Consider the following 12,179-nt stretch of genomic DNA (forward strand, 5'->3'; position numbering starts at 1 on the left):
TCGACTCAACAGACAGCCCTGCTAGCGATTCTCTTTCATTACCTGTAGAAGGGCAGTGCTGGCCTCGAAAAGCTGCTTCGTTTGAGCTTTCATCTGCTCCCACTGCTCGGGGGTGCAGTTAAGCCATTCCTGCACATCGGGGTGGAGGGCATGGGGCTGCGTATGTTCTGAAGCCACATAGCCGCACTCCCAAGCCAAAATATCGCCGGCATGTACCGCCGCCACGAGATCGAAGTTCTCACTTCTCAGGGAGGGACGGTGGTGCTCACCGATCATGGCCACGAGGTGTGATGGAAAGTTCCAGTGCTCGGCAATGCGACGTCCGACCGTGAGATGGTCAATCCCTAAGACCATGCTCTCCGCCTCGTCCGAGGTCTTCTTCTCCCTAGCGGCAAAGGCCATGGTAACTGCATACTGAACGGGAAAATAGCTGTCCAAATACAGCGCCCCAATGTCGTGTAGCAATCCGCCGATGAAGCTCTCTTCCTTGGCGTTGCGCGTGCGGGGCAGACGTTGTTGAGCTATAATACAGGAGGCCACCGCAGCGGCGACCGAATGCTCCCAAAAGGCTGTACGGTTTAGGCCATAGGGCATAGATTTATGATTGAGTTGTCCAAAGGCGGAAACGCCTAGCACCAGGTTCCGCACCGTGTTATAACCCAAAATGACTACGGCGTGGGTTAGCGTGCTGATCCGTTTCGGAAAACCGTAGTAGGCCGAATTCACAATGCGCAGAATCTTCGAAGCCAACCCCTGATCCATAGAGATGAGCCGGTTCAGCTCCTCGGCCGACGAATTCGGATCGTTTACAGTTTGTAGAATCTTGCTGACTACCGCCGGCAGGGGCGGCAGATCGGAGAGTTTTTTCTCCAGTGTCTGTTGAAAGACGTTGCGATCAATACGTACGGATTTAATTTCAGGCGGCATGTGCTTTCACTCCTCTCTGATGGTTAGCAAGGTTCAGAATGCCCTCAACGTCAAGAATAAGGGCCATGCGTCCATCCCCTAAAATGGTGGCGCCGGACACTCCTTGAACATCTCCAATGAACTTGCCAAGCGTTTTTATCACGATCTCTTGTTCCCCGATAAAGCGGTCCACAATGAGACCGATCCGATCGCGTTCCAAACCCACGACAACCACATTCAAAGCTTGCTTCTCCGGTTTGTGCTTGCATTCCGATCTCACAACGGCAAGGGTTTTGTTGGATTGAGCTGTATGAGCGGGCAGAAGGTTTTGAAGATGAGCCAGACGCAACGTCTCCCCACGCAGGAGAATGGTAGGCTGGCGACGCACCGAGCGCACGTTTTGGAGGTCAACTCGCAGGGTTTCAGCTACCGAGTTGAGCGGGATAGCATACACGGCCTCTCCTACGCGCACCAATAGGCTGCGGATAATGGCTAAAGTAAGCGGCAGGCGGATGCAGAAGCGTGTGCCTTTGCCCACCCAGCTTTCGATGTCTATGGTGGCTCCTAGGCGCTGTAGATTGCTGCGTACGATGTCCATACCTACCCCTCGACCCGATACATCCGATACCTGCTGCGCGGTGGAAAAGCCGGGGGTAAAGATGAGAGCGATGGCCTCGCGATCGGAGAGGCGCTGAGCGGCCTCGCGAGACATCAGCCCTTTTTGAACGGCAGCCTCGCGCATCTTGGTGGGGTCTATGCCGCGGCCATCGTCCTCTACTTCTATAATAATGTGGTTCTCTTGATGTCGAGCGCGCAACCATACCGTACCAGCGCGGGGTTTCCCTAATCGCTCTCGTTCTTCTGGCGGCTCGATGCCGTGGTCAACGCTGTTGCGCAGCATGTGAATGAGGGGGTCTCCGATGGCTTCAATGACGGAGCGATCGAGCTCGGTCTCTTTGCCTTCGATCTCGAACTGAAACTCTTTGTTGAGACGCTTGGCAAGGTCGCGCATCATCCGTGGAAAGCGGTTGAACACATTCTCGATCGGCAGCATGCGCGCTTTCATCACCTCATCTTGGAGCTGATCGGTGATGCGGGCAATATGTATGGCGACCTCCTGGAGATGCTCCATCGTGGCATCGTTCCCTAGCTGATGCTCGATTTGAGCGCAGAGTTGGGCAATACGCGTGCGGTCAATGACAAGCTCCCCGATGAGGTTCATCAGGTTATCTAGACGGTTTACATCTACCCGAATGGTCTGAGGTTGAGGGGCTGATGTTGTTTGTTGGCCTTTCTCTTTTGACAGCTCTTCCTTAGAAGCCGCTTGGACCTCTGTTTCATGAAGGCCTGTGGGCTCTACGTTCGCGGCTGTTTGCGGCTTCGTAGAGGCTGGCGGCATCCATGGCACTATGTTTACACCGACCACTTCGCTAATGCGCTCCACTTCAGCGCGCAGCTTTTCCACAGGTTGAGTCGTGGCAACAAGAACGGTGAAGCTTGTCCCAAAGCGTTCTTCCTCCAAAGCGGCTTCATCTGGCCAGGTATGTAAGACCGCTCCCACAGCCTCCAGCCCTTGCAGTACCATCAGCGCCCTTACCGACTTCAACATGGAGTCGGGGGCGAGAGAAACGTCTATACGATAGAGCGCATGGCCGGTGGCAAGCGCTTGTTGGCACGCCTCCAAGGTGCTTTCGGAAAGAGCGAGCTCCTCCCCTTCGGTGGTTTGGGAGGGAGAGGCGTTCATAGTAGGGTCTTGGCAATGGGCCACAGCGCGCAGTTGGGCTGTGAGCGCCGATGTCTCATGCTGTGTTGTTCCCGTATCGGCTATCTCGATCAGCATGACTTTGAGGGCGTCAAGCCCTTGAAAGAGCACATCAACGAGCTCAGGTGTCACCTCGATTTGCCGGTTTCTCAGCAGATCGAAGAGGTCTTCCATCGCGTGCGTCAGATCGCCCATGGCCTGATAGCCCATAGCACGCGCCGCGCCTTTCAGGGTATGTGCGGCCCGAAATATCTCCTGCAGCAGCTCCGATGAGGCCTCCTGCTCAAGTTTTAGGATGTCCTGTTCCAAAAGCTCGATCTGCTCGTTGGCCTCCTGCAGGAACACCTGAAGAAACGAACGCATCTCCTCGTTCATCACAGAGCTTCTTTCCTTACTATGGGCATTATCGTTACCGTCCGCTGACATCGGAGGGCTTCAGCACGGCCTCCACATTGAGGAGGATGATCAGCTCGTCCTGGTGCTTTCCGACGCCTAGAACAAACTCTGAATCCACCGTCTCGACCATCTCGGCAGGCTTCTCGATGAGGGTTTCCGAGAGTCTCAAAACCCCCACGACGCTATCTACCTCAAGCCCCACGAGGCTGCCGTCATAGTTCACAACGATAACGCGCTGGCTCGAAGCCGACGTCCTTGCTTCCGCCGCTGGCTCTTCCGCTTCGGGGAGCCCTAAACGACGTCGCAGGTTAACGATCGGCACAATTTTGCCGCGTAGATTGATGATCCCCTTTAAGTCTTCGGCCGATCGGGGAACGTGGGTAACCTCTTGAGGCCGAATGATCTCATTGATCGCGGCAATTTCGATGCCGTAGGTCTCTCTGGCAAGGCGAAAGGCAACGAGTTGCAGCTCGCGTTCCGCCGCTTCGGTCGTAGGTGCCAAAGTTATCTTAACCCCCTTATCTCATGGCAATTGCGAAGCTATTTTCGGTAAGAATAAGAGGGAGCTTTAGCATTTTAGGAGGGCGTGATAGCCAAGTTGGGAAGAAAAGCACAATCGTTTGCGCAAAAGGGAGCTGGGAACGATTCTCGACAGCAAGCCTATCAGGGGAAGTAAACGACCACTGCTTTACAGTTCTCTTTCGCACCGTGCCCCCAGACCAAACAGGTGCGAACGTAGGGGCGCAGAGACCTGTGCCCCTACTTCCAGTCGGCCTCGATCTGTTGGGCGAACGCAGAGATAGCCTCAAGGGCGCGCTCTGCTTTTAGACGCGCCTTTTCTCGTTTATCGCGCACCGTGAGGCCTTGCAGTTCGGGCACAAGCCCCCAGTTGGCGTTCATCGGGGCAAAATGTTTGGGGTCGGCCTCCACTAGATAGTGGCAAAGGGCGCCCAACACGGTTATTTTGGGTGGCACGGCGGGCGGTAAACCTTTCAGCCATCGTAGGGCATTGATGCCGGCGATCATCCCGATAGCTGCCGACTCCAGGTAGCCTTCCACGCCCGTGATCTGGCCGGCCAAGAAGATTCCGGGATGCTTTCTCAGTTCAGCGTGTGCCGTAAGCACCAGCGGTGCGTTTACATAGGTGTTACGGTGCATCACGCCATAGCGCACGAACTCAGCGTTCTCAAGGCCAGGGATCATTCGAAAGATGCGCTTCTGCTCGCCCCATTTCAAGCGCGTTTGAAACCCCACCATCCCCCAAAGGGTGCCCTCCCGATTCTCCTGCCGCAACTGCACCACCGCGTAGGGGCGCTTTCCAGTGCGTGGGTCTATCAACCCTATTGGCTTCATGGGGCCGTAGAGAAGGGTTCGAGGTCCGCGCCGTGCCAACTCTTCAATAGGCACACACATTTCAAAGAACACCATCTTTTGTGCCGGCTCCGCCTGTTCAAAATCGTGCAGAGGGGCCAACTCCGCATGGCAAAGCGCCTCCCAGAAGGCCATATACTCTTCTTTGGTAAGGGGACAGTTCAGGTAGTCTGCGCTTATCGCCGTCTCGGTTGCGCATTCGGCAGTGGCTTCGCCACCCACCCCTTCTTGCCTGGCGCCGCGCCCTCGCCGCGAGGCGCGAAATAGGCGGCTCCAATCCAGGCTTTCGCCAAGCACGGTGGGGGCGACCGCGTCGTAAAACGAGAGGGCGGTGTTGTCCGTAAGCTGCTTCAGCTCCTGTGCCAGCGCATCCGAGGTAAGCGGACCGGTGGCGAGAATGAGGGGGCGCGCCTCAGGGAGTTGCGTTACCTCCTCTCGAATCACGGTGATGTTTGGATGGCTCTCGATGGCCGCGGTAACGTCACATGCAAACCGTTCACGGTCTACCGCCAAGGCCTCTCCAGCCGGCACCGCATGGCGCTGAGCGATAGGCAGAATGAGGGAGCCGAGTCGACGCATCTCCTCCTTTAAAACGCCACTCGCGTTGGTCAGCAACGTGGATTTAAAAGAGTTAGAGCATACCAGCTCGGCTAGGTTCGCCGTACGGTGCACCGGCGTCTGACGTTTGGGACGCATTTCGTAAAGGTGCACTTTTGCACCACGCTGTGCACACGCCCACGCAGCTTCTACTCCGGCAAAACCGCCACCGACAACGGTTATCGTCTCCATTTTCTGTTGCGCTCCGCTTTCGCAGCACCTGGGGTGATTCTTGTTTCCACTCTTGCCTGTTGAGCGAAGAGGGCACCCCAACCAAGCTACAACCCCTATGATACCCTACCCTTCTCCTTTCAGGAGAAGGGTAAGGAGATGGAGCCGTTATACGCTTACGCAAGCTGACATCCTACATTCTCCATCTGCTATTCGCCATTCCCTTGAATTGACGAAGGCGTCGGGCTTAACATCGCAACACCGACGCCTTTTAGACCTGAGGGGGATGGAATGAGTTAGCAGGCAAGCGAATGCAAGCCGGAATAGGAATACCGAACAGCCCACATAGAGCTCGAATATCCTCACCGTGAAAACGATCCCGATCGGTCTCTTTCACCGAGGGGATGCCGGGAACGGTTCCTCGAGGAGTATACTGCCAAAACGTCCACTTTTGCCAGCCCTTGGGCAATCGTGGGTTGGGCTGCCCCGTGTAGTGAGCCACCCAAAGCGGATGCCCAGAATAGGCATCCGTGCCGTCCATCCACTCGTCCCAAAAGGCGGGGCTTGTGTAGATGATGGGCAGCTTACCTATCATGGTGCGCGCCGTGATAAGAAACATGGAGACAGCAAACTGCAGGCGCGCTTTGCCAATGCGTTGGGCGCCCTCAAGGTCTTCCAAATCGAGAGCGATGGGCAGATCTCGGGCGGGGTCGTAACCGGCACGACGGGCTGTGCGGATGCAGAACTCGGCTTGCCAACCACCTGGCTCATCGCAACGGAAGTAGTGATATACTCCGCGCACTATCCCCACAGAACGCATGCCGGAGAGGTTCCTTTCTAAATAGGGGTCAACAATGCTTGTCCCTTCGGTGGCTTTACAAAAAGCGAACCCGATCCCCCCACACTCCACCTGCTCCCAGTCAATGCCGTTGTCGTCGTGACTTATGTCTACTCCTTCTAGCAACGCCATCTCCTTAAAAACGTTCTCTCTGCCTCTTCGTTACAGAAAACCTTGCAAAACCTCCCTTATCCGTTAGACAGAGAGAAAGGCAGAAAAAGCTCCGAAATTCCCTTCCAAAAATGCTAGTTTTTTCGGCTACAAAAGGGAAAACTAGAGAGTTTACTTGCCCGCCGATGCATCTTAGGCATTGGCGGGCAAGTAAAAGCTAGGAATTGGAATTAGATGAGCCTTCTAACTTCTGAGCGGTACGTTGAATAGCTCCGTCGGCCCAGGTCTGAATCTGTTGCGCCAATACCGGAATCACCTTCTGCAGCTCCTCCTGAACCAGCGGACGCACCGCATCGGGCACAACTTTGCTTTTGATCTTAAGCTGGTCAGCCCGAATGGTTAACATCCGATGCAACACTCCACCCAAAAACCCCAACGTGAGGGGTACAAGGTGCGATAAAAAACTGCCCATAGTTTTTGCGCGCAGAAACCGCCGACCTAACTAGAGGGTGCGGTTTGCGGGCGCTTTTCTCCTTTCCTTTTCGTTTTGACGGTCGGTGAAGAACCTCATTTCGGCAATGGGCACGCCGCTTAAAACGCTTGGTAGCGCCCGCTGCGTCTTCGATAGCGAATGGCGATATCTAGCTTCTCCTCGATGCGCGCGAGGCGGGCATTCAGTTCCGAAAGCGTCTGATCGCGCTGCTCGTTACGCGCCTGCTCAGCCCGCATTTCGCTCTGAACTCCACCAACGCGCTCCTCCAACAGGGCAAGCCGATTGGCCTGACGAATCAACGTGGCAACGGCCGCTCCGATCCCACTGATCAACGAAACTGTGGCCATAGCCACCGTTATTGGCTCTGTGCTGGTCATCTTCTCTCCCCTTTGTGCACCTCAATACAGCCCAATAAGGAGCGCACCGTTTGTGCTGGAGCCAGTCGCCCACACCTGCTGAACGGCAATAGGGTTATAGCCTTTTATAAAAGGGATGGTGAGCTGGTCTCCGCCCAGCGTGGTGACATGAAGCGTGCAATCGGCGCTCACCAAAATCCCACGAGCATAAGGAACACCGCTCACGCTGGCTGCCACCAGCTGGGTGTCGCTGGGCGCGATAAGCCAGGCGCGCTGGGCTGGGTTTGCAGGAGGAATATTCATCTGCGCCCTCCTTGTTTGCCCCCTGTACCACTCCTTAACGAGCCCGCCAGCACCTGCTTTTCCAAAGCATCTACCCGGCCTTTAAGCCGCTCCCACTCCCTCGCCATCTCCTCAAACGTAGGCAACCGTCGCTCGCTGCCGTCCGGAAAAGCTGCGGGGAAGGGGGCAAGCTTAGGGTCTTCCGGCCCTGCAACGGTCTGCACCTCCAACATCGGTTCAGCGCAAACGGCCTCACTTATCTGCGAAACCAACAGCCATTTTTGGCAGGGGTACAGCACCCCCTCCACACGAAAGCCCCGCCCTTGTCCTCGACATCGCACAGCATACATCTCTCCTCCCCTCCTTCCAAAAAGCTATGCGGTGGCATTGGAACCGTAAGCAAGCTGCCAAAGTCCATAGCCCTGCACGTAGCGCCCCCGCACGGTGAAATGGTAGCGCTCGCGAATGCGGGCCTCCGGCATGTCCATGTCGGTTTCGAGCGTGATCGGCACGTCGCTGCGATTCTGGATAACAATGGGTTTCACCTCGCGACTGCAGTCCAGCAAGAACCATTGATAGCCTGAAATGTAGGGATTGATCACCAGCTTATAGCGGCCATTAAAGTAGTTGCGATAGGGGGTAGAGGGCACCCCAGCCGTGCCCACCTCGCCAGGCTGGTACACGATGTCCTGAGCCACAAGGTTCCATGCGCGCCGCGCCAACAGCGGCCCCACCACCAATGTGTCGGGCACCACATGCATCGGAATGCCCTTGTCATCTACAAAGCTCATCATCGCGGTTGCGGCGGCCTCTAAAGACGCATCGCTGAGAGGCGCGGTGGTGATGTTGCTCTGAATAGGGCTGCTTCCTTCCTGATGATTCGCATTGAAGAAGTACTGCCCATCATAGCAAAGCTGCGAAAACCCAGCTACCAACCCCTGAAACGCCAGCTGATTCCAGTGCCGCACCGGCTCCTGAGCCAGCTCCCGAACCCGAAGCATGATCAGGCCGTACTGATCGTCCTCGATCATGCGCCTATCAATCACCAAAGCACCCTTGTAGAGAATATCGGCCAGCTGATAGGTATCTTCTCGAAGCGCCTGCTCTTTTATCTCATCGGCAAACGGCTGCATAACCGCTCCACGACCAAGCCAGGCGTAACGCTGAATGGGCAGGGTCGTCGGCAGCTCCGTGGCGATCTGGCGCCAATCCGCCTTTTCGTTGGCCTCCAAATAGGCGTTGTTAAACTCCGTTTTGATCCCCGCCTGCGTTAACAAAAGCAGGTCGGATGTCACAATGGCCATATCGTTTCACTCCTTCAAAAGTCCATCCAATGCAACAAGCAACTTAACAGGAGAGATTGCCTCTAGCGAACCGCGACATCAATGCGAATGCGAACGTCGTTCGCATCCTCCACCCCAACCACATAGCCCACCAACGTGTTTGGGTTGGAGCCGTTGGTGGCGTTTGTCGTCAGCGTCTGATCGTCGAGCGCGTAGATGGCATCTCCTACCAAATTTTGTGAGGCAGAGGACAGCGCGAACACATAGGTGCCCGTCTTCTGTACGCGAATGCTCTGTGCCCCCGCTGGTCCTCCGCTGTTATCTATGGTCTCGTACGCGACGCCCAAAAAGTTATCGGCGGTAACTGCCGCACCCGCCCTTGCTGGGTAGGCGTATCCGTCGGCATTATAAGCCACCACCAACGTTCCCTTGTTGATGCGCACCGCGCCCATTTTGTAGGCCACGATCTGCCCCGGTTTCCTTTGAGCCTCGCGCGGCCCTGTAGATGCTGCCATCCTAAACGTCTCCTCTTGTTAAAAATCGTGCTCTCTATTCTCTCGCCGCTAACAGGTTCTCCGCAAACGCCTCCTGTTTCTCCGGCGTGGTAAACCCCATCTTAATGGCCATGGCTCGCTGCGCTTCCGATAGCCGTTCCCAAGCGCTGGTTGCTCCCCGCTCTTCAGCGGGGCCTGGAAGGAGGCAGGGTGCTGACACTCGCCGGCCTCCACCCGCAGCCTCCACACCAAACCTTGCATCGGCCTCCAGATTCCAGGCGAGCGCTTTGGCTCTCACAACCTCGATCGGCTCGAAATCCACCTGCGCGCCTATGGTCGTTCCGCTCTCCGCGCCATAAAGACGTATGGCCGCTCTTTTTGCCTCTGCCCGTGCCTCCTCAAGTGCACCGAGGCCGAGCTTCGCCATCTCTAGCCGATGTCGCAAGTCTGACGCTGAAACGATGCCGTGCTCCTGCAACAGCTGCACAACCGCGCTGTCGAGCTCACTAACAGCCTCTATCGGCTGTGTCGTCTCCTCTCCAAGAACCCCATCGCTATCCAACAAGGCCTCCTCCATCTCCAAAACGGCCTCTAGCTGCTTCGCAGGCTCCTCCGCCTTCGCCATCACCTCCTGCCCTCGCCGCAAAGCGGAGAGAATCTGCCGCACTCCCTCTTTCCAATGCATGGACATCTCGCTCCTTTCTCCATCCCTTCTATCCATCCGTTGCCGCACCTGCGCGCGGGCGCGTAAACGTTTCAACGCCTCCTCAAACGAAAGCACCTCATCCACCAACCCCACCTGCACAGCCTGATGCCCTACAAAAAGCCCTCCGCGCGCGACCTGCTGCAGCTGCTGCTCAGTAAGAGCCCGTCGCTGCCGCACAAAGCGGGTAAATATCGCTCCCACCGTGCCCACATAACGCTCCAAATAGCGCACATCGGCAGGTAGAAGCGGCTGACCTGGCGCTCCTACCCGCTTGCGTGGGCCGGTAGCAACCGCATGCACCCGCAAGCCAGCCCGCTCTAACGCGCGACTGCTGTCGGTAACCACCAACAAAGCCCCTACCCCTCCCACCGTCGCCGTTGGGTTACAGTAGATGGCATCGGCAGCACAAGCGATCCAGTAGGCCGCACTACACCCGATATCTTCGATGTAGGCCGCTAAAGGCTTACGCCGCGCGAATTGACAGAGGGCCATCGCCAGGTCATGCGTGCCCGCCACTTGCCCTCCCGGCGAATCGATGCGCAGCAGAAGAGCTCTCACTTTCGGATCGCTGAACGCTTGGCCTACCGCAAAACGCGCCCAACGCGTGGAACATCCTCCCTCCACCACCTGCTTCGTTAACCGACCCACCAGATTGAGCACCGCAACGCCATCCTCAAGCACTTGAAAACCTGGCCCAGTCTCCAGCAAACCAGCCCTCTGTTCCTCGGGTAGCGTTGCCTGCAACACCCGCGGCTCGGAGGCAGCCGCCTCCGCATGGGGTTCCAACGCCCACAGGGCATCCTCCGTTAACCAACCGTTTCCCATGATTTTCACCTATCGCTTTTAAGAAATAGCGAGATCGCTAATTCCCATTTCATAAGCATTCGGCGCAGGAGACTCTTGCTGAAAGGCAAGAGAAGAATGCGCCTTCCATCTTTTCCTTTGCCTAAAAAAGTGCTTTCCTGACAACGATCAAATTGACTGTGCAGGTCACGTAAGGCACCGAATGCCGCGTACTAGAAAAGCCGCTTCCTTCACTACCCCAGCTGCCCAGATCGTCGAGACGGTTGAGGCATCAGAAAATGCCCTAACCCTGCGGCGAACACCAACTTCGCAAGCACCAATAGAGAGGGTGAGCATGATATCGAGAAGGTGAATTCTCCTTGCTAGCAGCATGGGAATCATGCTTAGCCGCTATTAGAGAGCCACGCGGCACAGCAAGTCGTTGGACGATCTGTGATGAAGATTCACCGTCGGGTCTTTGTCAACGTTTTAGCTGAGCGTAGTTCATCCAAGCACTTACGGTCTCTAAAGCTAGAGATAAAAACCGGTAATTTTTCAATCGATCTGTCGTTCTGTTCTAAGGTATCTTGCCTTAACGAGTTTTGAAGGAGGTTGAGATTTTGTTACGCAAAATAGCTCTTTGTGTTGGTACGGCAGCGTTTTGTCTATGTACCCATCTTTTGGCGTTGGCGCAGACCACAACTCTCGACCAGGCGCTGAACTATAACCTGTTTCTTTTCAGCAATGGGTCTCTGGCCAACACAGACGTGCAAGGGCTTGCCGCGATCGGCGGTAACCTTACGGTATCTAGCATGGGCCTTGGGGACTCGACCTATGACAGCGGCAAGAACTCACTTGTGGTTGCCGGTAACGTATCGTCATCCAGCTCCGCCATCAACCATGGCAATGGGGTTATCGGCGGCAATCTTTCGGGCAGCCTCTACGATAACGATCCGAATGGCCACATCTCTAGCGGTGTTGGGAACTCCACTACCGCCCTCGGCATTGACTTTAACGCGGTAAAAAAACAACAGCACGTCGCAACAAAACCAGCTTGCTAGCCTTGGCAACAGCCCCAACGCGACGTTTAGCTTCAACGCCAACCGCTACGACCTCAATTTCACCTCAGCAACTCCGGTCAATGGGCTGTATGTCTATAATCTAACCCAATCCCAGTTCAACAACTTCTCTACGGGGGCTTATCTTAACATTCTCTTCTCAGGCTCCCTTCCAGCCCACCCCATTCTTATTAACGTGGCCGGGTCGTCTCCTCAGTGGAACGGCATCGTGGAATTCAACAACCAACAATTTACTCAACCGACCGATGCTATCCATTCCTATCTGCTGTTCAACTTCTACCAGGCCAATAGCCTTTCTTTGGATCAATCCATCGAGGGGAATCTCTTGGCGACGTCGGCTAACGTCACCACAAGCGGCTACGCGCATATCGGGGGCTCTCTCATTGCCAACAGTCTACAGGGCACCAACAACAGCCCAGCCAACTTCGAGCTCCATTGGAACGGACAGGGCTTTCAGATTCCCCACGCGGCCACACCCGAAACCAGCTCCCTTGCTGCGCTGGCAGGCCTGCTGTTTTTAGGGGGGGACAACGGTCTGGGCAAAACGTAAG

The 12,179-nt window shown here is 55.9% G+C and carries 13 protein-coding genes and 1 pseudogene; 2 read left to right on the forward strand and 12 right to left on the reverse strand.

The genetic code is table 11. From position 1 onward, the window contains the following. Positions 1–21: 21 nt before the first annotated feature. The 12 genes from CCALI_RS06875 to CCALI_RS06930 form a co-directional block, all read right to left on the reverse strand. The gene (locus CCALI_RS06875) at positions 22–927 is read right to left on the reverse strand and encodes an HDOD domain-containing protein (protein WP_016482750.1); all 906 of its coding nucleotides are present in this window, start codon (positions 925–927) and stop codon (positions 22–24) included. After that, the gene (locus CCALI_RS06880; protein ID WP_016482751.1) at positions 917–3,043 is read right to left on the reverse strand and encodes a chemotaxis protein CheA; all 2,127 of its coding nucleotides are present in this window, start codon (positions 3,041–3,043) and stop codon (positions 917–919) included. Before CCALI_RS06880 ends, CCALI_RS06875 begins: the two co-directional genes overlap by 11 nt. 34 nt (positions 3,044–3,077) lie before the next feature. Next, a complete protein-coding gene (locus CCALI_RS06885) occupies positions 3,078–3,566 on the reverse strand; it encodes a chemotaxis protein CheW (RefSeq protein ID WP_016482752.1) in 489 nt (162 codons plus the stop codon). A gap of 257 nt (positions 3,567–3,823) precedes the next feature. Then, complete coding sequence (gene trmFO / locus CCALI_RS06890; protein ID WP_016482753.1) at positions 3,824–5,224, reverse strand: methylenetetrahydrofolate--tRNA-(uracil(54)-C(5))-methyltransferase (FADH(2)-oxidizing) TrmFO; 1,401 nt, start codon at positions 5,222–5,224, stop codon at positions 3,824–3,826. 250 nt (positions 5,225–5,474) lie between these two features. Further along, positions 5,475–6,173, reverse strand: a complete 699-nt coding sequence (locus CCALI_RS06895; protein WP_052572352.1) for a glycoside hydrolase family 25 protein — start codon at positions 6,171–6,173, stop codon at positions 5,475–5,477. Between the two features lie 196 nt (positions 6,174–6,369). Continuing rightward, a complete protein-coding gene (locus tag CCALI_RS06900) occupies positions 6,370–6,558 on the reverse strand; it encodes a hypothetical protein (RefSeq protein WP_016482755.1) in 189 nt (62 codons plus the stop codon). A gap of 185 nt (positions 6,559–6,743) precedes the next feature. After that, positions 6,744–7,022 (reverse strand): hypothetical protein, encoded by a 279-nt coding sequence (locus tag CCALI_RS06905; protein WP_016482756.1) that lies wholly within the window; start codon positions 7,020–7,022, stop codon positions 6,744–6,746. A 21-nt stretch (positions 7,023–7,043) separates the two neighbouring features. Continuing rightward, positions 7,044–7,304: a spike base protein, RCAP_Rcc01079 family gene (locus tag CCALI_RS06910; protein ID WP_016482757.1), complete on the reverse strand. Its 261-nt coding sequence runs from the start codon at positions 7,302–7,304 to the stop codon at positions 7,044–7,046. Continuing rightward, on the reverse strand, positions 7,301–7,633 hold the full coding sequence (locus tag CCALI_RS06915; RefSeq protein WP_016482758.1) for a hypothetical protein: 333 nt from the start codon (positions 7,631–7,633) through the stop codon (positions 7,301–7,303). Before CCALI_RS06915 ends, CCALI_RS06910 begins: the two co-directional genes overlap by 4 nt. Before the next feature lie 24 nt (positions 7,634–7,657). Beyond that, positions 7,658–8,587, reverse strand: a complete 930-nt coding sequence (locus tag CCALI_RS06920) for a Mu-like prophage major head subunit gpT family protein (protein WP_016482759.1) — start codon at positions 8,585–8,587, stop codon at positions 7,658–7,660. Positions 8,588–8,649: 62 nt separating this feature from the next. After that, entirely contained in the window at positions 8,650–9,081 is a 432-nt protein-coding gene (locus CCALI_RS06925) for a hypothetical protein (RefSeq protein ID WP_016482760.1), read from the reverse strand. Positions 9,082–9,115: 34 nt separating this feature from the next. Continuing rightward, entirely contained in the window at positions 9,116–10,591 is a 1,476-nt protein-coding gene (locus tag CCALI_RS06930) for a S49 family peptidase (protein ID WP_016482761.1), read from the reverse strand. A 578-nt stretch (positions 10,592–11,169) separates the two neighbouring features. Between CCALI_RS06930 and CCALI_RS16730 the strand changes: the two genes are divergently transcribed. Together CCALI_RS16730 and CCALI_RS16735 are read left to right on the forward strand one after the other, a co-directional pair. After that, positions 11,170–11,610, forward strand: a complete 441-nt coding sequence (locus CCALI_RS16730; protein ID WP_016482762.1) for a collagen-binding domain-containing protein — start codon at positions 11,170–11,172, stop codon at positions 11,608–11,610. A gap of 19 nt (positions 11,611–11,629) precedes the next feature. Then, positions 11,630–12,178: pseudogene (locus CCALI_RS16735) on the forward strand (collagen-binding domain-containing protein); the annotation flags it as partial. Position 12,179: the final 1 nt, after the last annotated feature.

Source organism: Chthonomonas calidirosea T49 (assembly GCF_000427095.1).
Classification (GTDB): Bacteria; Armatimonadota; Chthonomonadetes; order Chthonomonadales; family Chthonomonadaceae; genus Chthonomonas; species Chthonomonas calidirosea.